The sequence below is a fragment of the Streptomyces echinatus genome, assembly GCF_014203595.1.
GTDB classification, from domain to species: domain Bacteria; phylum Actinomycetota; class Actinomycetes; order Streptomycetales; family Streptomycetaceae; genus Streptomyces; species Streptomyces echinatus.
The window spans coordinates 125,614-146,371 of record NZ_JACHJK010000013.1; the positions used below are offsets into that span (position 1 = coordinate 125,614).

Annotated in this window: 16 protein-coding genes and 1 pseudogene; 6 read left to right on the forward strand and 11 right to left on the reverse strand. The window is 73.3% G+C overall.

Going from position 1 to position 20,758, the window contains the following annotated elements:
* Positions 1 to 18 precede the first annotated feature (18 nt).
* Positions 19 to 786, forward strand: a complete 768-nt coding sequence (locus FHS34_RS30895) for a polysaccharide deacetylase family protein (RefSeq protein ID WP_184971819.1) — start codon at positions 19 to 21, stop codon at positions 784 to 786.
* A gap of 21 nt (positions 787 to 807) precedes the next feature.
* Here FHS34_RS30895 and FHS34_RS30900 read toward each other — a convergent pair whose 3' ends face one another.
* Positions 808 to 1,821 (reverse strand): DUF2278 family protein, encoded by a 1,014-nt coding sequence (locus FHS34_RS30900; RefSeq protein WP_184971532.1) that lies wholly within the window; start codon positions 1,819 to 1,821, stop codon positions 808 to 810.
* Between the two features lie 193 nt (positions 1,822 to 2,014).
* Between FHS34_RS30900 and FHS34_RS30905 the strand changes: the two genes are divergently transcribed.
* Positions 2,015 to 2,455 (forward strand): SRPBCC family protein, encoded by a 441-nt coding sequence (locus FHS34_RS30905; RefSeq protein WP_184971534.1) that lies wholly within the window; start codon positions 2,015 to 2,017, stop codon positions 2,453 to 2,455.
* Positions 2,456 to 2,477: 22 nt separating this feature from the next.
* Here the strand turns inward: FHS34_RS30905 and FHS34_RS30910 are convergent, their stop codons facing one another.
* From FHS34_RS30910 to FHS34_RS30935, 6 genes and pseudogenes are all read right to left on the reverse strand, one after another.
* A complete protein-coding gene (locus tag FHS34_RS30910; RefSeq protein WP_376773121.1) occupies positions 2,478 to 3,065 on the reverse strand; it encodes a LysE family translocator in 588 nt (195 codons plus the stop codon).
* Positions 3,060 to 3,503 (reverse strand): annotated as a pseudogene (locus tag FHS34_RS30915) (XdhC/CoxI family protein); the annotation flags it as partial. The gene FHS34_RS30910 and the pseudogene FHS34_RS30915, both read right to left, overlap by 6 nt.
* A gap of 10 nt (positions 3,504 to 3,513) precedes the next feature.
* Entirely contained in the window at positions 3,514 to 4,971 is a 1,458-nt protein-coding gene (locus FHS34_RS30920; RefSeq protein ID WP_184971537.1) for an NCS2 family permease, read from the reverse strand.
* A 213-nt stretch (positions 4,972 to 5,184) separates the two neighbouring features.
* Positions 5,185 to 7,605, reverse strand: a complete 2,421-nt coding sequence (locus tag FHS34_RS30925; RefSeq protein ID WP_184971539.1) for a xanthine dehydrogenase family protein molybdopterin-binding subunit — start codon at positions 7,603 to 7,605, stop codon at positions 5,185 to 5,187.
* Between the two features lies 1 nt (position 7,606).
* The gene (locus FHS34_RS30930) at positions 7,607 to 8,188 is read right to left on the reverse strand and encodes a (2Fe-2S)-binding protein (protein ID WP_184971541.1); all 582 of its coding nucleotides are present in this window, start codon (positions 8,186 to 8,188) and stop codon (positions 7,607 to 7,609) included.
* The gene (locus tag FHS34_RS30935; protein ID WP_184971543.1) at positions 8,188 to 9,081 is read right to left on the reverse strand and encodes an FAD binding domain-containing protein; all 894 of its coding nucleotides are present in this window, start codon (positions 9,079 to 9,081) and stop codon (positions 8,188 to 8,190) included. Before FHS34_RS30935 ends, FHS34_RS30930 begins: the two co-directional genes overlap by 1 nt.
* 342 nt (positions 9,082 to 9,423) lie before the next feature.
* On the opposite strand from FHS34_RS30935, the gene FHS34_RS30940 reads away from it, so the two are divergent.
* Both FHS34_RS30940 and FHS34_RS30945 read left to right on the forward strand, forming a co-directional pair.
* Positions 9,424 to 11,097: a PucR family transcriptional regulator gene (locus tag FHS34_RS30940; RefSeq protein WP_184971545.1), complete on the forward strand. Its 1,674-nt coding sequence runs from the start codon at positions 9,424 to 9,426 to the stop codon at positions 11,095 to 11,097.
* A 167-nt stretch (positions 11,098 to 11,264) separates the two neighbouring features.
* Positions 11,265 to 12,029: a hypothetical protein gene (locus tag FHS34_RS30945; RefSeq protein ID WP_184971547.1), complete on the forward strand. Its 765-nt coding sequence runs from the start codon at positions 11,265 to 11,267 to the stop codon at positions 12,027 to 12,029.
* Positions 12,030 to 12,557: 528 nt separating this feature from the next.
* Here FHS34_RS30945 and FHS34_RS30950 read toward each other — a convergent pair.
* On the reverse strand, positions 12,558 to 13,346 hold the full coding sequence (locus FHS34_RS30950) for a GntR family transcriptional regulator (RefSeq protein WP_225817683.1): 789 nt from the start codon (positions 13,344 to 13,346) through the stop codon (positions 12,558 to 12,560).
* Positions 13,347 to 13,524: 178 nt separating this feature from the next.
* On the opposite strand from FHS34_RS30950, the gene FHS34_RS30955 reads away from it, so the two are divergent.
* Complete coding sequence (locus FHS34_RS30955) at positions 13,525 to 14,367, forward strand: (2Fe-2S)-binding protein (protein ID WP_184971551.1); 843 nt, start codon at positions 13,525 to 13,527, stop codon at positions 14,365 to 14,367.
* Positions 14,368 to 14,693: 326 nt separating this feature from the next.
* A complete protein-coding gene (locus FHS34_RS30960; protein ID WP_184971553.1) occupies positions 14,694 to 15,737 on the forward strand; it encodes a DUF2637 domain-containing protein in 1,044 nt (347 codons plus the stop codon).
* 72 nt (positions 15,738 to 15,809) lie between these two features.
* Here FHS34_RS30960 and FHS34_RS30965 read toward each other — a convergent pair whose 3' ends face one another.
* The 3 genes from FHS34_RS30965 to FHS34_RS43865 form a co-directional block, all read right to left on the reverse strand.
* Positions 15,810 to 16,253, reverse strand: a complete 444-nt coding sequence (locus FHS34_RS30965) for an ATP-binding protein (RefSeq protein WP_225817682.1) — start codon at positions 16,251 to 16,253, stop codon at positions 15,810 to 15,812.
* Between the two features lie 323 nt (positions 16,254 to 16,576).
* Positions 16,577 to 18,319 carry a pyruvate dehydrogenase gene (locus FHS34_RS30970; protein WP_184971557.1) on the reverse strand — a complete coding sequence of 581 codons (1,743 nt, stop codon included), beginning with the start codon at positions 18,317 to 18,319 and terminating at the stop codon, positions 16,577 to 16,579.
* A gap of 27 nt (positions 18,320 to 18,346) precedes the next feature.
* Positions 18,347 to 19,423, reverse strand: a complete 1,077-nt coding sequence (locus FHS34_RS43865; RefSeq protein WP_308288322.1) for a protein phosphatase 2C domain-containing protein — start codon at positions 19,421 to 19,423, stop codon at positions 18,347 to 18,349.
* Positions 19,424 to 20,758 lie beyond the last annotated feature (1,335 nt).

Genomic DNA, 20,758 nt, shown 5'->3' on the forward strand with positions numbered 1-20,758 from the left:
CAGCACGCGCCCAGGAAGATGCGCGCAACGGCCCGAAGGTTGCGCGGCTGGGCCATCGCGTCCGCCGCGGCCTGCCTGACGCTCGCCCTCTCCGGCTGCGCCCAGGTCGACACGACGGCGCCGAGCACCGCGCGCGCCGAGGCGGCGCACGGGGCGCCGGCCCGGTTCGGCACCGTCGACTGCCGCGAGGCCAAGTGCATCGCGCTCACCTTCGACGCGGGGCCCAGCGAGAACTCGGCGCGCCTGCTCGACATCCTCAAGGAGAAGAGGGTCCCGGCGACGTTCTTCCTGCTCGGCAAGGGGCACATCGAGAAGTACCCGGAGCTGGTCAAGCGGATGGCGGCGGAGGGCCACGAGGTCGCCAGCCACACCTGGGACCACCAGATCCTCACCCGCATATCGGACGCGCAGATACGCGAGGAGCTGAAGCGGCCCAACGACGCGATAGAGCGGCTCACCGGCCGCAAGCCGACGCTGATGCGGCCGCCGCAGGGCCGCACCGACGCCAACGTGCACGAGATCTGCAAGGAGCTGGGCCTGGCGGAGGTGCTGTGGAGCGTGACCGCCAAGGACTACACGACCGACGACTCGGCGCTCATCACCAAGCGCGTCCTCGACCAGTCGTCCCGGGACGGGATCATCCTGCTGCACGACCTCTACGCCGGAACCGTGCCGGCCGTGCCCGGCATCATCGACGCGCTGAAGGCGCGCGGCTACGTCTTCGTGACGGTCCCTCAGCTGCTGGCGCCCGGCGAGGCCGAGCCCGGCAAGGTGTACCGCCCCTGACGTGACCGCGCGCCGTATCCCTCAGAACACCACCGTCCATCCCTCGCGGGCGGCCTCGTCACCGGTGTAGGACACACCGTGCACCTTCAGGCCGGCCGCGTCGAGCAGGGTGATCTCGCCGCCGTGGTTGCCGAGTTGGGCGTCCGTGCCGAGGGGCACGGTGAGGCAGGAACCGGCCGCGAGCGGGGCCGTGGCCGGGACCGGCGCCCCGAGGCCCAGGCGGCCGACGACACGCCACCCGGTCAGGTCCACCGGGTCCGGCGAGGCGTTGAGGAGGGTCACCGTCTCCGCCTCGGGGGCGGGACCCTTGGGATTGACCAGCGCCGCGACGATCCGCACGGGCCGTGCGGTCGGCGTGGGCCGGGTGCCGTCGACGTCGTCCAGGGTGTGCCCGGTGGTGTCGTCGGTGTGCCAGGACTGGCTCTGGAAGGCCAGGAAGATGCCGACCCAGCGGGACTGCCCCGGGAAGTGCAGGAGAAGCCCGCCGTCCTGCCAGACGCCGTCGTCGCCGCGGAACCGGTGACTGTTGCCCTGGTTCATGTGGATGTCGTGCACGCCGTTCCCCGGCAGGAACCCGAACACCTTGTCCTTGACCGCGGGTTCGGGACCGAAGCGGGCCCCGAAGAGGTACACCCGGGCCTCGGGGTCGTCGACGGCGCGCCGTACATAGTGGTCGAGGAGGTCGGCGAGGTCGTTGTCGGGGCCCGCGACGTCCGGCGGGAGCGTGCGCATCCCCGCCGGGTCGAACAGGTTGCCGCGCACGAAGTCCAGGTTCGGGCCGCCCGGACCGGCCGGCAAGGTGTTCCAGCCGCTCGGCAGCCCCTCCAGACGGGCGGTCAGCGGATGCCGGAAATCGTCGGCGACCAGGTAGAGCAGCTCGGAGGGGTGCTCCTGCGAGAGCACATTGACCGCGGCCCGGTAATGGGTGCCGTGGTCGTCGGTGAGGTGGATCTGGTAGTGCGGTGTCTCCCTCGCACCCTCGCGCCGGGTGTCGACGGCGCGGGCGAGCAGGACGCCGTAGTTCTTCAACGGCATAGGATCAACTCCCCCGGGAGGCGGGCGGAATGCCCGGCCCGTGGCAGGAAGCCTAGAAGGAGGAGGGCCGTGGCGCCGCCCCGCGCACCGGCTGTTTCAGAATACGTCTCCTCATGGACACCCGCTACGCGAGCGGGGCGACGGGGAGTGGCGAACACGCCGGTGACCGGGCCCCATTGCCTACGATCGTGCCGTGCCCACCTTCTCTTTGGAACGTACGGCCCCGCTTCCGCTCGACGAGGCGTGGCGCCGGCTCACGGACTGGCCCCGCCACGCCGACGCGGTCCCGCTGACCCGGATCAGGGTCCTCACGCCCCCGCCGACCCGCGAGGGCACCCGCCTGGTGGCCCGCTCCGGTGTCGGCCCGCTCACCCTCGACGACGTCATGGAGGTGACGGTCTGGCACCCGCCGGCCGGCGGCGAGGGCGGCCTGTGCCGGCTGGAGAAGCGGGGGCGGCTGATCCAGGGCTGGGCGGAGATCGAGGTCCGGCCGGGGCCCGGAGGCCGCAGCCGGGTGGTGTGGCGGGAGGAACTGCGGGTCCGCTTCCTGCCCCGGGCCTTCGACGGCGTGGTCGAACACACGTCCCGCCTCGTGTTCGGCCGGGCCGCGAACCGGCTGCTCAGGCGGCCCTGACCGGCGCCGGCGGCTCGGCCTTTCAGTCCGTGCGGCCCGTCATGGCGACCGTCACGCCCAGGCCGATCATCGTCAGCCCGCCCGCTCCGCCGACCGCGGCCAGCCGCCGGGGCGAGCCGGCGAACCAGTCCCGGGCGGCGGAGGCGGCCAGTCCCCAGACGCCGTCGCAGATCACCGCGATGCCGTTGAAGACCATCCCGAGCAGCAGCATCTGTGCCGGGACGTGCCCCTGCTCCCGGTCCACGAACTGGGGCAGCACGGCGGCGAAGAACACCATCGTCTTGGGGTTGGCCACGCCGACCGCGAAGCCCTCCCAGAGGGTGCGCAGGCCGCCGTGCGCGGGGCCGCCGGATGCGGCGACCGCCTCCCGCAGCGAGCCGCGCCGCCGCCACGCCTTGACGCCGAGGTACACGAGGTAGGCGGCGCCCGCGAGCTTCAGGGCGGTGAAGACGAGGACCGAGCGCTCGACGACCGAACCGATGCCGAGCGCCACGGCCACGACGAGCAGGTACGCGCCGAGCGTGTTGCCGACGACGGTGGTCAGCGCGGCGCGGCGGCCGTGGGCCAGGGCCCGTCCGATCACGAACAGGACGCTGGGGCCGGGCACCACGATCAGCAGGAGGGAGAGGGCGGCGAAGGCCGCCAGCCGGTCGGGGGAAACCATGGCCTCATGCAAGCACGGGGACGGCCCCGTCCGGCAACCGCTTTTCCCGGCACCGGCGCCGGCCACCGGCCCGGCCCGCCCTCGGGGCGGGCGCCGGAGCCGCCGTCGTACGACCCGTCGGGGCGCACGAGGAGGGCCCGGCCCCGCAGCGGTGCCGGACCCTCGGCGATCCGCGCGGCCGCCGCCGCCTCCCCACGGGCGGCGGCGGCCGGCGCGGCCGCGAACACCGGCCGGGCGGGACCGTCCGCCCGGACCGGTGTGACGAGGATGCCGATGACGCCGCCACAGGTGAGCCCGGGGCGAAGGCATCCTCGTCGCTGTGCCGCAGCGGTCCAGGACGGTCTTCCCGTCCCCGGGCGCCGGCCGGCACAGCTCGTACACGGCGTGGGCGCGGCTAGTGCACGCCCAGCCAGGCCTCGATGGGATGGAGGGCGAAGTACACGAGGAACACGACCGTGAGTCCCCACATGAAGGCGCCGATCTCGCGTGCCTTGCCCTGGCCCGCCTTGATGGCGACGTAGGAGATGACGCCCGCGGCGACACCGGTGGTGATGGTGTACGTGAACGGCATCAGGACGACGGTCAGGAACACCGGGATGGCGGTCGCGCGGTCGGCCCAGTCCACGTGCCGGGCGTTCATCAGCATCATGGCGCCGATGACGACCAGGGCGGCGGAGGCGACCTCCTGCGGGACGATCGCGGTGACCGGGGTGAAGAACAGACAGGCCGCGAAGAACAGGCCCGTCACGACGGAGGCCAGGCCCGTACGCGCTCCCTCGCCGACGCCGGTGGCCGACTCGATGAACACGGTCTGGCCGGAGCCGCCCGCCACGCCGCCGATCGCGCCGCCGGCGCCGTCGATGAACAGCGCCTTGGACAGGCCCGGCATCCGGCCCTTGTCGTCGGCGAGGTTCGCCTCGGTGCCGACGCCGATGATGGTGGCCATGGCGTCGAAGAACCCGGCGAGCACCAGGGTGAAGACGATCATGCCGACGGTCATCGCGCCGACCTGGCCCCAGCCGCCGAACTCCACGTCTCCGAAGAGCGAGAAGTCGGGCATCGAGACCGCGCCGCCGTGCAGTTGCGGAGCGCCGTTGGCCCACTGCTCGGGGTCGATGACGCCGAGCCCGTTGAGGACGGCGGCGACGACCGTGCCCGAGACGATGCCGATGAGGATGGCGCCGGGGACGTTCCGGGCCTGCAGCATGAAGATCAGCAGCAGGGTGCCGGCGAAGAGCAGCACCGGCCAGCCGGCGAGTTCACCGGCGGGACCGAGGGCGAGCGGCGTGGCCTTGCCCTGGTGCACGAAGCCGGACTTGTAGAAGCCGATGAGGGCGATGAACAGGCCGATGCCCATGGTGATGCCGTGCTTGAGCGCGAGCGGGATCGCGTTCATGATCATCTCACGTAGGCCGGTGACGACCAGCAGCATGATGACCACGCCGTACATCACGCACATGCCCATGGCCTGCGGCCAGGTCATCTCCGGGGCGACCTGCGAGGACAGGACACCGGAGACGGAGAGGCCGGCGGCGAGGGCGAGCGGCACCTTGCCGACGAAGCCCATCAGCAGGGTGGTGAAGGCCGCCGCGAACGCGGTCGCGGTGATCAGCGCCTTCTGGCCGAGCGTGTCCCCCGCCGCGTCCTTGCCGGACAGGATGAGGGGGTTGAGCAGGAGGATGTAGGCCATCGCCATGAAGGTGGTGATGCCGCCGCGCACCTCACGCGCGACCGTGGATCCTCTTCTGGATATGTGGAAGTACCGGTCGAGCCAGGACCGCCCGGCCGGGACGCGGCTGCCATCGCCGGCGTCGTCGGCTGCGGTCCTGGGCTCCACTGACTGCTGGGTCATGGTGCCATCTCCCAAGGTTCACAGGGGCACCCGCGAGCCGACCTGACGGCCGCGGGATTTGGGAATGGACGACCCGGGGGACGGCCCGAGACGAACGAATTTCCTGGTACTTCTTCGAGGACCGCGAGCGGAGCGGAACTCGAAGGGGGGTTCCTCCGGGCGACGCGGCGGAGTGTGTGACGTTCCCTGCGCCGCCCGGAGAGCTTGGTGGTGTTACGCGGTTCCCGTGAGGTGCTCGGGCCGTACCGGAGTGCGGTCGAGCTCCAGCCCGGTCGCGTCCCGGATCGCCGCGAGGACGGCCGGGGTGGACGACAGGGTCGGGGCCTCGCCGACGCCGCGCAGCCCGTACGGGGCGTGGTCGTCGGCGAGTTCGAGCACGTCGACCGGGATGGTCGGCGTGTCGAGGATCGTGGGGATCAGGTAGTCCGTGAAGGACGGGTTCCTGACCTTGGCGGTCTTCGGGTCGACGATGATCTCCTCCATCACCGCCATGCCCAGGCCCTGGGTCGTACCGCCCTGGATCTGGCCGACGACGGAGAGCGGGTTGAGCGCCTTGCCGACGTCCTGGGCGCAGGCCAGTTCGACGACCTTCACCAGGCCGAGTTCGGTGTCGACCTCGACGACCGCGCGGTGGGCGGCGAAGGAGTACTGGACGTGCCCGTTGCCCTGGCCGGTGCGCCGGTCGAAGGCCTCGGTCGGCCGGTGCCGCCACTCCGCCTCGATCTCCACGGCCTCGTCCTCCAGCACGTCGGCGAGGTCGGCGAGGATCTCGCCGCCGTCGGTGACGACCTTGCCGCTTTCCAGGAGGAGTTCGGCGGTGGCCCAGGCCGGGTGGTGGGAGCCGAACTTGCGGCGCCCGATCGCCAGGACCTTCTCGCGGACCAGCTCGCAGGCGTTCTTCACGGCGCCGCCGGTGACGTACGTCTGCCGAGAGGCCGAGGTGGAGCCCGCGGAACCGACCCGGGTGTCCGCCGGGTTGATCGTGACCCGGGTGACGCCCAGTTCGGTGCGGGCGATCTGCGCGTGGACGGTGACCCCGCCCTGGCCGACCTCCGCCATCGCGGTGTGCACGGTCGCGACCGGCTCACCGCCCACGACCTCCATGCGCACCCTGGCGGTGGAGTAGTCGTCGAAGCCCTCGGAGAAGCCGACGTTCTTGATGCCGACCGCGTAGCCGACACCCCGTACGACGCCCTCGCCGTGCGTGGTGTTGGACAGACCGCCGGGCAGCTGGCGTACGTCGGGGCCCTCGCTGGACTCCCACTGGCGCTCCGGCGGCAGCGGCATCGCCTTGACCCGGCGCAGGAGTTCGGCGACCGGGGCCGGGGAGTCGACGGGCTGGCCCGTCGGCATGAGGGTCCCCTGCTCCATCGCGTTCAGCCGCCGGAACTCCACCGGGTCCATGCCCAGCTTCTTCGCCAGCTTGTCCATCTGCGCCTCGTAGGCGAAGCACGCCTGGACCGCGCCGAAGCCGCGCATGGCGCCGCAGGGCGGGTTGTTGGTGTAGAGGGCGAGGGCCTCGATGTCGACGTGGTCCACCGCGTAGGGGCCGACCGACAGCGAGGAGGCGTTGCCGACGACCGCCGGGGAGGCGGAGGCGTAGGCGCCGCCGTCCAGGACGATCCGGCACCTCATGTGCGTGAGTTTGCCGTCCCTGGTGGCGCCGTGCTCGTAGGAGAGCTTCGCCGGGTGCCGGTGGACGTGCCCGAAGAAGGACTCGAACCGGTTGTAGACGATCTTCACCGGCTTGCCGGTGCGCAGCGCGAGCAGGCAGGCGTGGATCTGCATCGACAGGTCCTCGCGGCCGCCGAACGCGCCGCCGACGCCGGCCAGCGTCATCCGCACCTTCTCCTCGGGCAGGCCGAGGACGGGCGCGATCTGGCGCAGGTCGGAGTGGAGCCACTGGGTGGCGATGTAGAGGTGGACGCCGCCGTCCTCCTCGGGCACGGCGAGGCCGGACTCGGGGCCGAGGAAGGCCTGGTCCTGCATGCCGAAGGTGTACTCGCCCTTGACGATCACGTCCGCCCGCCGGGCGGCCTCGTCCGCGTCGCCGCGGACGATCGGCTGGCGGTGCACGATGTTCGGGTGCGGGACGTGCCCGGCGACGGGGGTCCCCCCGGTCGAACGAAGTTGAGACTGCGGGAGGTCGTGGCGGTTCTCGTGGACGAGGACCGCGTCCGGGGCGGTCGCGGAGGCCTCGTCGGTGATCACCGGGAGTTCGCGGTACTCGACCTTGATCTTCGCGGCGGCGCGGCGGGCCGTCTCCGGGTGGTCGGCGGCGACGAGGGCGACCGGCTCGCCGTGGTGGCGCACCTTGCCGTGCGCGAGGACCGGGGTGTCCTGGATCTCCAGGCCGTAGTGCGTCACGTCGGTGGGCAGGTCGTCGTACGTCATGACGGCGTGGACGCCGGGCGTCGCGAGGGCCTCGCCGGTGTCGATCGAGACGATCTCGGCGTGCGCGACGGTGGAGCGCAGGATCTGGCCCCACAGCATGTCCTCGTGCCACATGTCGGACGAGTACGCGAACTCGCCGGTGACCTTGAGGGTGCCGTCCGGGCGGAGCGTGGACTCCCCGATGCCGCCCTTGGTCCGCGCGCCCTGTGTGATCTTCGTAGGAGCACCGTCGGCCTGCATGTCAGACCCCCTCGGACCGGCGGGCGGCGGCCAGGCGGACCGCGTCCATGATCTTCTCGTAGCCCGTGCAGCGGCACAGGTTGCCGGACAGCGCCTCACGGATGTCGGCGTCGCTCGGGTCGGGGTTGCGCTCCAGCAGCTCGTCGGAGGCGACGAGCAGACCGGGGGTGCAGAAGCCGCACTGGACGGCGCCGGCGTCGATGAAGGCCTGCTGGACCGGGGAGAGCCCGGAGCCCTCGGCGGCCTGCGCGTCGGGCCCCTCGGCCTGCCATGCCCTGGCCTCGTCGAGCGGGGTGCCGCGGACGCCGGTGGCGCAGCCGCTCCTGGAGCGCTCCCTGGCGTGGTCCGCGAGGCCCTCGACGGTCACGACCTCGCGGCCCTCGGCCTGGCCGGCCGCGACCAGGCAGGCGCAGACCGGGACGCCGTCCAGGCGGACGGTGCAGGAACCGCACTCGCCCTGCTCGCAGGCGTTCTTGGAGCCCGGCAGACCGAGGCGCTCCCGCAGTACGTACAGCAGGGACTCGCCCTCCCAGACGTCGTCGGCTTCCTGCGGGCGACCGTTGACGGTGAGGTTGACACGCATCACGCAGCTCCCTCGGTGGTGCGGCGGGCGCCGCGGTACGACTCCCAGGTCCAGGTGAGCGTCCGGCGGGCCATGACGCCGACGGCGTGCCGGCGGTAGCTCGCGGTGCCCCGGACGTCGTCGATCGGGTTGCAGGCGGCCGCGCACAGGTCGGCGAACCGCTTGGCGGCCGCCGGGGTGATGATCTTTCCGTTGTCCCAGAAGCCGCCCTCCTCCAGGGCCGCGGCCAGGAACTCCTCGGCGGCCGTGGCCCGCACCGGGGTGGGGGCGGCCGAGCCGATGCCGGTGCGCACGGTCCGCGTCCCGGGGTGCAGGGCGAGACCGAAGGCGCACACGGCGATGACCATCGCGTTGCGGGTGCCGACCTTCGCGTACTGCTGCGGGCCGTCGGCCTTCTTGACGTGGACGGCGCGGATCAGCTCGTCGGGGCGGAGCGCGTTGCGCTTGACGCCCGTGTAGAACTCGTCGATCGGGATCAGCCGGGTGCCCCGGGCCGCCGACGCCACCTCGACCTCGGCGCCGGCCGCGAGCAGGGCGGGGTGGGCGTCGCCGGCGGGCGAGGCCGTGCCGAGGTTGCCGCCGACACCGCCGCGGTTGCGGATCTGCGGGGAGGCGACCGTGTGCGAGGCGAGCGCCAGGCCCGGCAGCTCGGCACGGAGACTTTCCATGATCTTGGAGTACGGGACGGACGCCCCCAGCCGCACGGTGTCCGTGCCGACCTCCCACTCGTAGAGGTCCGCGACGCGGTTGAGGTCGAGCAGGTACTCGGGCCGGCGACGGTCGAAGTTGATCTCGACCATCACGTCGGTGCCTCCCGCAATCGGCACAGCGGTGGGGTGCTCGGCCTTAGCGGCGAGCGCCTCATCCCAGCTGGCGGGGCGAAGGAAGTCCATGACCGGCTCTCTTCTACGTCTGGTGGTCGTGCAGATTGAGCCAATCCGTAAGCGGCAGGCCCGGCTCGTTCATGTCCTGTTAACGCGGAGTGGACTCAGTACACCGCCCTGTCCTCCGGCGGGGTCAGTCACCGAAACCATGAAGGAGTTGGCTGGCCAGGGCGGGCATCTTGTAGATTCGTATGAACGGAGGTCTTCGGTAACCTCTCCGATTTCCTGGGGAAACGCGGGAAACAGCCCGGAGAACGCCCTTCGCGCCCCCGGGCGTCCGGTTCCGGCTGGCTCCCGCCTCACCCTCCATGATCCATCGTAGGTTTCGAGACAAAGAACGGCGGCGACGAGATGCGGCTGCGCGCACTGCTGGACACCGACGCGCTGGGCCTGCGGCTGCTCGGCGGCGAGGACGAGCTGGACCGCTCGGTACGCGGGGTCATGACGACCGACCTGCGCGACCCGAGCCGCTACCTCTCCGGCGGCGAGCTGGTACTGACGGGCCTGGCCTGGCGCCGGGACGCCCACGACTCCGAGCCGTTCGTCCGGATCCTGGTGCAGGCCGGGGTGGCGGCCCTCGCGGCCGGCGAGGCCGAGCTGGGCGATGTGCCGGACGACCTGGTGCTGGCCTGCGCCCGGCACCGGCTGCCGCTGTTCGCGGTGCACGAGTCGGTGGCGTTCGCGACGATCACCGAGCACGTCGTCCGGCAGGTCTCCGGCGAGCGCGCCGGCGACCTGGCCGCGGTCGTGGACCGGCACCGGCGGATGATGACCTCGGGGCCCGCGGGCGGCGGCCCGGACGTGGTCCTCGACCTGCTCGGCTCCGACCTGGACCTGCGGGCCTGGGTGCTCTCCCCCACCGGCCGGCTGATCGCCGGCTCCGAGGGGGCGGGTCCGGCGCTGCCCGCCGACACCTGTGCCCGGCTCGCCGCCGAGCACCTGGCGGCCACCCGCACCGGCCGTCGCGGCCCGCACCGGGTCCTGCTGAACGGCACCACGTACTCCCTGTTCCCGATCCGCTCCTCCGGCCGGGCCCCGCAGGCCCCCCGCGATGTGCGCCAGTCGGTCCTGTCGGACTGGCTGCTGGCCGTGGAGGCGGACGCGGGCGACTGGCCCGGGGAGCGCCTGGACCTGCTCCAGGGCGTCACCCAGCTGATCGCCGTCGAACGGGACCGCCGGGACGCGGCCCGCACGGTCCGGCGGCGGCTCGCCCAGGAGGTGCTGGAACTGGTGCAGACGGGCGCCGCGCCCGCCGAGATCGCCGCCCGCCTGCGGGTGGCGGCGCCGGTGCTGCTGCCCGGGCTCGGGGCGGCCCCGCACTGGCAGGTCGTGGTGGCCCGCGTGGAGTGGGAGGGCGAGCAGGTCGAGGGCGGACCGGTCGCCCAGTCCCTGCTGGAGGAAGTGCTGGTCGACCCGCTGGCGACCGGCCCCGAGCCGTCCGACCGGATAGCCGTCGCGCACACCGGCGACGAGGCGATCGCCCTGGTCCCGCTGCCCGCGGTCTCCTCCGAGCACGACGGCTCGGAGGCCGGCCTGCTCGCCGACGCGCTGCTGCAGTCGGTCCGGGAGCCGCTGTCGGCCGGCCTGAACGACGACGGCCGGCTCACCCTGGGCGTCAGCGCGGCCGTGCACTCCGCGGAGGGCCTGCGCGGTGCCCTGGAGGAGGCCCGGCACGCCCGCCGGGTCGCCGCCGCCCGCACCGGCCGGGTCTGCGCCGCCGGCCACCAGGAGCTGGCCTCGCACGTCCTGCTGCTGCCGTTCGTCCCCGACGACGTCCGGCGCGCCTTCACGGCCCGCCTGCTGGATCCGCTGACGGACTACGACCGCCGGCACCGGGCCGAGCTGATCCCGACCCTGGAGGCGTTCCTCGACTGCGACGGCTCCTGGACGCGCTGCGCCACCCGGCTCCACCTGCACGTCAACACGTTGCGCTACCGGGTCGGCAGGATCGAGCAGTTGACGGGACGGGACCTCTCCCGGCTGGAGGACAAGCTGGACTTCTTCCTGGCCCTGCGCATGAGCTGAGGTCAGCGGGGGCGCGCGGCGGCCGGACGAGGTCACGGCCGAGCCCCACTACTTTGTGAAATTTTTCACCCATCCTCTTGGCCCCGCCCCGCGATTGGTGCTGGAATGCCGCCACCACTCAACAGCTCGATGGCGCGCATGGGGAGGGCAACGTGGCGTATACCGCCATGTCTGGTAATGGAACGACCGATGACGATCCTGTCCAGACCGCGGTATGGCGGTTGCGCAGCAGGGCCTGCTGGGCCGACGCGGCGGCGCTGCTGCCGCCCGACCGGCCCGCGCCGGCGCTGCAGCGGGCCGCCCTGCTGGTCGAACGGTGTCTGTACACCGAGCGGGGCTGGCAGGAGGCGGAGGACGCGCTGCGGACGGCGGAGGCCCTCGCGCACGGCGACGAGGAGCGTGGGGCGGCCGCCTGCGAGCGGGGCCAGCTGGCGTACACGGCCACCCTGCACGGCGTCCGGGACCGCGCCGACGAGGCGCGGGCCGCGCTCGGGCGGGCGGCGGCGCTGATCCCTCCGGGGGCGCCGGGCAGGGCCCTGCTGGACTTCCGCCGGGGGCTGATCGCCGAGAACCTGGCCCGCTCCCCGCAGGCGGCCCGCGCCGCGTACCACCGCGCCCACGCGGGTGCCGCCGCGCACGCCGACCCCCTCCTGCTGTCCTTCACCTGGCGCCATCTGGCCGGACTCTCGCTGCGGGACGGTGAGCTGGCCGACGCGCGGCACGGCTTCGCCGAATCGCTGCGGATCCGGGAGGAGTTGGGCTACCTGGTGGGTACGGCCCCGGCGCTGGCGTCCCTGGCCGACACGGAGGACGAGCCGGAGGCGTCCCGGCTCCGGGAGGAGGCACGGCGCCTGTTCCGGCTGCTGGGGGGCGTACCGACCTGGCTGGCCCGCCAGCTGACCCCGCCGACACCGGGGGCGGCGACGGCGTAGCGGGCGGGTGCGCCGCGCCGTGCCCGGGCGCGGGTGCGGGCGCGGGCACGTGGTGGCCGGGTGCGGGCCGGTGGGGGCTGGTCGCGCAGTTCCCCGCGCCCCTGGGGAGTTGCGGGGCTGCCGGCTTCAGGGCGTCGGCGGCTTGCGGCACGGATACGTCGTGGCCGGGTGCGGGCCCGTGGGGGCTGATCGCGCAGTTCCCCGCGCCCCTGGGGAGTTGCGGGGCCGTCGGCTTCATGGCACCGGCGGCTTGCGGCACGGATACGTCGTGGCCGGGTGCGGGCCCGTGGGGGCTGGTCGCGCAGTTCCCCGCGCCCCTGGGGAGTTGCGGGGCTGCCGGCTTCAGGGCGTCGGCGGCTTGCGGCACGGGTACGTCGTGGCCGGGTGCGGGCCCGTGGGGGCTGATCGCGCAGTTCCCCGCGCCCCTGGGGAGTTGCGGGGCTGCCGGCTTCAGGGCATCGGCGGCTTGCGGCACGGATACGTCGTGGCCGGGTGGGGGCCGGTGGGGGCGGCCCTAACCGCAGGCGCTCAGGGCGCGCCCGTGAAGTGCTCCGTCACCAGTTCCCGCACGACCTCCAGGTCGCCCGCGGTCAACGCGTCCAGCAGGGCCAGGTGTTCGGCCGCGTCCGCGACCAGGCCGGCCCGGCCGTGGCGGACCGGTGGCCACTGGGACCGGCGATGGAGGTCCTCGGCGATCCGGACCAGCTGTGCGTTGCCCGACAGGGCGAGCACCGCCCGGTGGAAGGAGCGGTCGGACTCCGCGTACGTCGCCGGGCAGCCCGCGGCCGCCGCGCGCACCGTCTCCTCGGCGAGCGGCCGCAGCTCGGCCCACCGCTCGGCCGGCACCGTACGCGCGAGCCGCAGCATCACCGGCACCTCGATGAGCGCGCGCACCTCCGCCAGCTCGGCCAGCTCCCGCGCGCCCCGCTCGATCACCCGGAAGCCCCGGTTGGGCACGACCTCGACGGCGCCCTCCAGCGCGAGCTGCTGCATGGCCTCCCGGACGGGGGTCGCCGAGACACCGAAGCGCTCCCCGAGCACCGGCGCCGAGTAGACCTCGCCCGGCTTCAGGTCACCGGTGACCAGTGCCGTGCGCAACGCGTCCAGGATCTGCCCGCGCACCGAGGAACGCCGCACCTCGGCCCGCGGCCCCGGAACCGGCCGCTCCCCGTGCGTATGCTCACCGCGCGCCGCGGAGGGCACGGTGGCGTCCCGTTCCCGGCCCGGGCCGACGGCCGCCGGACGCTGCTGCTCCGGCACCCGGGCGGCGGCCGGCGCGCCCGGGGAGCCCGGGGAGCCCTGCGCGCCCTGCTTCACGGGTCCTCCTGGCGGCTTGTCGGTACTTGGGGCCATTGACGACGGGTTGTCGGTGTCCGTCAAGCACCATAGGCGCACCGGGCGGCAGTTCAAACTCCTGCACGAATGGGTAAGGTAAAGCTTACCTCTGCAACCCAGTCCGCGATCACGGACGCGCCCAAGGACCGGTGGTTCCGCCATGCCCGCTGCGGCCTCGCCGCTCACCGCCGCGTACGACCGCCTCCGCGCGGCCTTTCCGGGGCTCACCGTGACGGAGCTGGGCCCGGACGACCCGGCACCCCGGGGCGCGGGCTGGGTGGGCGCCGCCGGGCTCGCGGCGGGCGGCGCGGAGCTGGACGCCTTCCTGGCCTGGGACGAGGCGCAGGTGGTGCGGGACTACGGCCGGCCGGCCCGCCCGGACGTCGTCGCGAGCTTCGGCCTGCACCGCTACGCCTGGCCCGCCTGCCTGCTGATCACCGTCCCGTGGTTCCTGCACCGCCGCGTGCCCCGGTTGCCCGTGACGCACGTCTCCTACGACCGCACGGCCGGCCGGATGGCCGTGCGCCGGCCCCTCTCCGTCGCCTGCCTGCCGGGCGACCCCGCCGCCGCGCTGCCCGGCGCCGTCGTCGTACCGGACGAGGAGGCCCTGCGGGCCGAGGTGCGGGCGGCCGTGGCCGAGCACCTGGAGCCGCTGCTCGCGGCCTTCGGGCCCCGGATGCGGCGGCGCGGGCGAGCGCTGTGGGGCATGGCGACCGACGAGCTGGTCGAGGGGCTGTGGTACGTCGCCGGGATACTGGGCGAGCGGGAGGCGGCGCGGGCCGTGCGGGAGCTGGAGCTGCTGCTGCCGGGGGCGACCCTGCCGTACACCGGGTCCGCCGGGTTCCGGGTGCTGACGGGTCCGGACGGTTCGCCGCTGCCCACCCGGGACCGGGCGAGCTGCTGCATGTTCTACACCGTTCGCCCGGAGGACACCTGCGCGACGTGTCCCCGTACGTGCGACGGCGACCGGATCACCAAACTCGCTGCCGCTGCCGCCGCTTGAGTGGTCGTCAGATGCGGACAACGGCCGCCCGCACACCCGGAGTCCACTAGGATCACCGCCGCCGGACCGCCCGGCACGCACCGGCTCCCGAACAGGTGATTCACACCTTCCTCACGCGTCGCGGGAACTTTCCGCGGAACCACTCGTACGGGTAGTCTTATTCGAACTCAACTCCTGCCCCTCACGCGGCAGTTCGAGCAGAACGCCGTCCTGGGCATCCCTCTCCCCCTTCCTTGGCGGCCTCTTGCCCCGAAACCCCTTGAGGGCCGTCGGGAGTGGGCCACTATGGCGGGCGTTACGCCCTATCCCAATGCAAGGGACCCCTGATGAGACTGACCGACATATCGCTGAACTGGCTGCTTCCGGGCGCCGTTCTGCTCCTGGGCGTGCTGGCGGCGGTGGCGGTGCTCGCGCGCGGCAAGCGATCCTCCGGGGAGAGCTCGGGCGCGGACGACTCGTGGGAGCGCAGCGAGGAGCGCCGCAGGCGCAAGGAGGCCATCTACGGCACGGCCTCCTATGTGCTCCTGTTCTGCTGTGCGGCGGTGGCGGCGGCCCTGTCCTTCCACGGCCTCGTCGGCTTCGGCGAACAGAACCTCGGGCTGACCGACGGCTGGCAGTACCTGGTGCCGTTCGGCCTGGACGGCGCGGCGATGTTCTGCTCCGTCCTCGCGGTCCGCGAGGCCAGCCACGGTGACGCGGCCCTCGGCTCCCGGATACTCGTGTGGCTGTTCGCCGCCGCGGCGGCCTGGTTCAACTGGGTGCACGCGCCCCGTGGCGTGGGTCACGCCGGCGCCCCGCAGTTCTTCTCCGGGATGTCGCTGTCGGCGGCCGTACTGTTCGACCGGGCGCTGAAGCAGACCCGCCGGGCCGCGCTGCGCGAGCAGGGCCTGGTGCCCCGGCCGCTGCCGCAGATCAGGATCGTCCGCTGGGTGCGGGCGCCCCGCGAGACCTACCGTGCCTGGTCGCTGATGCTCCTGGAGGGCGTGCGCAGCCTCGACGAGGCGGTCGAGGAGGTCCGCGAGGACAAGCGGCAGAAGGACGAGACCCGGCAGCGCCGGCGCGACCAGCAGCGCGTCGAGCGGGCCCAGCTCAAGGCGATCAGCCGGGGCCACCGCGGCTTCGCCGGCCGGGGCGGGGGACGACAGGTCGAGGTGCAGGCGGTGGAGCGCGGCCCCGCCCCGGCAACCGCGGAGCCTGCCATATCCACCGCGGAGCAGCTGCCCGTCCGCTCTCGGCCCTCCCTTCAGCCGGTCCGCGGCAAGACTGAGCCGGTGACCGTCGACCTCACCTCCGAGGACGACACCATGGCCCTGCCGCGCCTGGACTCCCTGGAGCGCAAGCTCAAGGACCTGGAGCAGCAGTTCGGCTGACCGTCCGCCCGCGGTACGAAGGCGACGGGACGGGGCGTGACCGGTGCGGTCACGCCCCGTCCCGTACCTGGCTCATGCCGCCTCGGCGCCCAGTTCGAACCACACCGACTTGCCCACCCCGTGCGTCCGCACGCCCCAGGAGTCGGCCAGGGACTGCACCAGCAGCAGGCCCCGGCCGTGGGTGTCGTCGTCCGTGTCCGGGACGTGCACCTCGGGTCTGCGGGCCACGAAGTCCCGTACCTCAACGCGCAGTCCGCCGGGTTCCACCACGGCCGTGAGGACGGCGTCGTCGTCGGTGTGCACGAGCGCGTTGGTGACGAGTTCACTGGTGAGCAGTTCGGCGATCTCCGAGCGGCCCGGTTTGCCCCAGTGCCGCAGCAGTTCGCGCAACGCCCGGCGGGCCTCCGGCACCGCCTTGAGGTCGGCCCGGCCCAGACTGCGCCGGAGCCCCTGCGCGTGTTCCGTGATGGTGTCGCTCTCTTCCCCCGTTGCTGCCGAGAAGGCCCCTACGGTCAAGGGACCGCCCCCTCGTGCCTGCCTCTTCATGACCCCCGCCCGCACGCCGCCGGTCCTTGCCCCTCCTGGTCGAACACGTTCACGGGGGGATGCTTGCCCAGCGGGCTCGCGGGCAGTCCTGCCGTATGCCCGATGCCCGGTGGTTCGGCCATATCCGTACCCCGCCCCGGCGGGCCGCCGCGGCGGGGTCGCACCGCGCCTCCGGCACCCCGGACGCCGCTGGACGCCACGGACGCCCCGCAGTGGCGGCCGGGCCCCTTCCGGCACCGGCGGTCGGCCCACCGTCACGCCCCGTGAAACTGGCCGAAATCCGCCCCTCCGCTCTACGGTCGCGGCACGTTGCGCAGGTTCGAGCGGGCCAGCTGCAGCATCCGGCCGACCCCGCCGTCCAGCACGATCTTGGAGGCCGACAGGGCGAACCCGGTGACCATCTCGGCGCTGATCTTCGGCGGGATGGACAGGGCGTTGGGGTCGGTGACGATGTCCACCAGGGCGGGCCCCTTGTGCCTGAAGGCCTCCTTGAGCGCCCCGGCGAGCTGTTTGGGCTTCTCCACCCGCACACCGTGGGCGCCGCAGGCCCGGGCGACGGCGGCGAAGTCGGGGTTGGTGTTGGCGGTGCCGTACGAGGGCAGGCCCGCGACCAGCATCTCCAGCTCGACCATACTGAGGGAGGAGTTGTTGAACAGCACCACCTTGACCGGCAGGTCGTACTGCACGAGTGTCAGGAAGTCGCCCATCAGCATGGCGAATCCGCCGTCCCCGGACATGGAGACCACCTGCCGGCGCCGGTCGGTGAACTGGGCGCCGATCGCCATCGGCAGCGCGTTCGCCATCGACCCGTGCGAGAACGAACCGATGATCCGGCGGCGGCCGTTGGGCGAGATGTAGCGCGCGGCCCACACGTTGCACATACCGGTGTCCACGGTGAACACGGCGTCGTCGGCGGCCACTTCGTCCAGGACGGCGGCCACGTACTCGGGATGGATCGGAATGTGCTTGTCGACCTTGCGGGTGTACGCCTTGACCACGCCCTCCAGCGCGTCGGCGTGCTTCTTCAGCATCCGGTCGAGGAATCGCCGGCTGGTCTTCTCCTTCACCCGCGGGATCAGGCAGCGCAGCGTCTCGCGCACGTCGCCCCACACCGCGAGGTCGAGCCGGGAGCGGCGGCCGAGCACCTCGGGCCGCACGTCGACCTGGGCGATCTGCACGTCGTCCGGCAGGAAGGCGTTGTACGGGAAGTCGGTGCCGAGCAGGATCAGCAGATCGCACTCGTGGGTGGCCTCGTAGGCGGCGCCGTAGCCGAGCAGCCCGCTCATACCGACATCGAACTCGTTGTCGTACTGGATGAACTCCTTGCCGCGCAGGGCATGGCCCACCGGTGACTTGATCTTGCCCGCGAACTCCATCACCTCGGCGTGCGCGCCGGCCGTTCCGCTGCCGCAGAACAGGGTGACCTTGCCGGCCCCGTTGATCATCTCCACCAGCCGGTCGATCTCGGCGTCACCGGGCCGCACGGTGGGCCGGGAGGTGACGAGCGCGCTCTGCGGGGCCTTCTCCGGGGCGGGCTCGGCTGCGATGTCCCCGGGCAGGGAGACCACGCTCACCCCGCGCTGCCCGACCGCGTGCTGGATGGCGGTCTGCAGCAGCCGGGGCATCTGCTTCGGGCTGGAGATGAGCTCGCTGTAGTGGCTGCACTCCTGGAACAGCCGGTCCGGGTGGGTCTCCTGGAAGTAGCCGAGGCCGATCTCGCTGGACGGGATCTGCGAGGCGAGCGCGAGCACCGGGGCCATGGAGCGGTGGGCGTCGTAGAGGCCGTTGATCAGGTGCAGGTTGCCGGGACCGCAGGAGCCGGCGCAGGCCGCCAGGCTCCCGGTGATCTGGGCCTCGGCGCCGGCCGCGAAGGCGGCGGTCTCCTCGTGGCGGACGTGGATCCAGTCGATGGCCGGGTTACGGCGGACGGCGTCCACGACCGGGTTGAGGCTGTCGCCGACGACACCGTAGAGGCGGCGGACCCCGGCGCGGACGAGGATGTCGACGAACTGCTCGGCTACGTTCTGTTTTGCCATACACCCATACAGTCACAGGGGCCGCCGTCACGCCTCCCACACGGCCGCCGCCGTACGGTCGTCGGCGTAGCCCTTCACCCGCACCTGGGTGTCGGCGAGGAACCCGGCGAGGCCGGGCGGGGTACGGCCGGACCAGCGTCGGGCCAGGTAGGCGCAGAGGGCGGGCTCACCGCGCAGCGGGTCGGCCAGGCCTGCCGTGCACATCACCAGGGCGTCACCCGGCCGGGCTACCGAGGCGCGGAACCGGAACGGCTCACGGGGCGGATCCGGCTCCGAGTCCGGGGCGGGCTCGAAGGGACTCGGCGGGGCCGGGATGCCGAGGTCCGCCGTCAGCCGGTCGCCCTCGGCGGTCCGATCGGCCGGGGAGCCGGGGTCGTCGATGAGGGCGCCGCCGCCGTCGGACGACGGGTACGGCTCCATGTCCTGCCAGGCGCCGTCCCGCAGCCGGAACAGCCCGCCGTCGCCCACGCCGAAGAACACCCGCGTACGGCAGTCCGGGTCGGCGGGCAGCAGCAGACAGCGCAGGCTCGCCGTGTAGCCCTCGGCGGCGACGCCCTGTTCGGCGGCGCTCGCCCGGAGCCTGCCGAGGCTGCGGTCGGTCAGGCGGTGCAGGCCCGATTTCAGGTCGCCGCGCCGGGCCGCCCGGATGTCCGCCACCAGCCGCTGATGGCTGCGGCCGACCGCCCGCGCGATCCAGCGGCACGCCTCGGCGGCCGCCAGGTGCGCGCCCGGGGCGCCGCGCGTCCCCGTCGCCATGGCGACCAGCACCAGCGCCTGCTCCCCCGACCCGAACCGCGCGGTGAGCAGCGAGTCCCGGCGCGGCTCACCCCGGTAGCGGGCCGAGTCCCCGCGCAGCGACAGGGCCCGCAGCGTGCACGCCCCGTACCGGGCGCCGTCCAGGACGGTGTCCGGGACCAGCTCACCGAGCCCGTCCGGATCGGCGAGCGGGAGGGCGGTGGGCTCGGGGTCGTAGGTGGGGGGCCCGGAACCGAGGTAGTCGACGGCACCGGAGGAGGCGGCGGGCGCGGCGGTCTCCCGGGAGGCGTACCGGCCGGGCACGGGGGGCTCGGCGGCCTCGACAGGCACCGCGGGGGCCGGAGACACCAGGGCTGCCGGGTCCTCCGGCGGCTGCCCGGGCGACACGGCCCGCCCGGGCGCAAGGGCCTCGTCGGGAGAAGCGGGCTCGGCGGGCGAAAGCGGCTGGGCCGGCGGGGCGAACGCGGCCGGGGGATCGAACTCGGCCGGGAGATCGAACTCGGTCGCGGAATCGGACTCGGCCTGCCAAGGGAAAGCGGCGGGCAGCGGCGGCTCGGCCGGCGAGGCGAACGCGGCCAGGGGATCGAACTCGGCCCGCGAAGGGAATGCGGCGGGCGGCGGCGGCTCGGCCGGCGGGGCCGGATCGGTCGCGGGATCGAGCTCGGCCGGGAGATCGAACTCGGGCGCGGAATCGGACTCGGCCTGCCAAGGGAAAGCGGCGGGCAGCGGCGGCTCGGCCGGCGGGGCCGGATCGGCCGGGGGATCAAACTCGGCCCGCGAAGGGAATGCGGCGGGCGGCGGCGGCTCGGCCGGCGGGGCCGGATCGGCCGGGAGATCGAACTCGGCCCGCGAAGGGAAAGCGGCGGGCGGCGGCGGCTCGGACGTCCGTTGCGTCGGGACCGCCGCTCTCGGAGGCGCCGGCCCGGCGGACACCGGCTTCGGGGGCTCCTGTTGCGCGCCCACCCCTTCCGGGGGCGGTTCGGCGGCCGTCCGTTCCGGGAGCGGTACGGCGGCTTCCCGTTCCGTGCGCGGCTCGCCGGCGGCCCCCCGTTGCGGGGGCCTCGGCCGAAGGCTTTCCGTCGGCCGTCCCGCCACGGCGTTCCGCGCCGAGGCGAACCGGTCGTCCAGGGAATCGGGCGCCGCCGTGGGACCCGTGTCCTGGGTGGAGTCGTCGTACAACTGCCCCCACCACTCGTCCTCATGACGGGCGGGTCTTCCCCCCTGCTGGCTCATGCCCCTGATTGTCCACCGCACGGGCCGGATGAAAACGGGGCATCGGGAAAATCAGGTACATCGAGCCCGCCGCACGGCGTGTCGAGTGAAGGCTCGAACGACCGTACGGGGAACGGTGATTGGCCGCCGGGCGGCCCCACCCCCCACGGGAGGACCGCCCGGCGACGTGTGGAGTGGCCCGGCCCCGAATCCCCTTCATGTGCGCGCACACGTCCGGGCCCGGGCCACGGCATTCGGCGACCGGTCCGTGCCGGGCCGGCACCGGTCGTACGGCCGGCTCGTGGCCGTGTTTCCCAGGACGCGGCCGTCAATCATGTGAACGGCCCTGCGTCTTGCGGTGCCAGCCACCTTGGCAGACACGCCACCGGTACGGCGATGATGTTGACGGCGGGTTTGCGCCGTGGCCGCTTTCCGCCACGTCGCACCGCTTCCGGTTGGCTTGTTCGCGGG

Coding starts and splice junctions, on each gene's coding strand:
- FHS34_RS30895 (WP_184971819.1), top strand. CDS start 19: ATGCGCGCAACGGCCCGAAGGTTGCGCGGCTGGGCCATCGCGTCCGCC.
- FHS34_RS30900 (WP_184971532.1), bottom strand. CDS start 1,821: ATGCCGTTGAAGAACTACGGCGTCCTGCTCGCCCGCGCCGTCGACACC.
- FHS34_RS30920 (WP_184971537.1), bottom strand. CDS start 4,971: ATGACCCAGCAGTCAGTGGAGCCCAGGACCGCAGCCGACGACGCCGGC.
- FHS34_RS30925 (WP_184971539.1), bottom strand. CDS start 7,605: ATGCAGGCCGACGGTGCTCCTACGAAGATCACACAGGGCGCGCGGACC.
- FHS34_RS30930 (WP_184971541.1), bottom strand. CDS start 8,188: ATGCGTGTCAACCTCACCGTCAACGGTCGCCCGCAGGAAGCCGACGAC.
- FHS34_RS30935 (WP_184971543.1), bottom strand. CDS start 9,081: ATGGACTTCCTTCGCCCCGCCAGCTGGGATGAGGCGCTCGCCGCTAAG.
- FHS34_RS30940 (WP_184971545.1), top strand. CDS start 9,424: ATGCGGCTGCGCGCACTGCTGGACACCGACGCGCTGGGCCTGCGGCTG.
- FHS34_RS30945 (WP_184971547.1), top strand. CDS start 11,265: ATGTCTGGTAATGGAACGACCGATGACGATCCTGTCCAGACCGCGGTA.
- FHS34_RS30955 (WP_184971551.1), top strand. CDS start 13,525: ATGCCCGCTGCGGCCTCGCCGCTCACCGCCGCGTACGACCGCCTCCGC.
- FHS34_RS30960 (WP_184971553.1), top strand. CDS start 14,694: ATGAGACTGACCGACATATCGCTGAACTGGCTGCTTCCGGGCGCCGTT.
- FHS34_RS30970 (WP_184971557.1), bottom strand. CDS start 18,319: ATGGCAAAACAGAACGTAGCCGAGCAGTTCGTCGACATCCTCGTCCGC.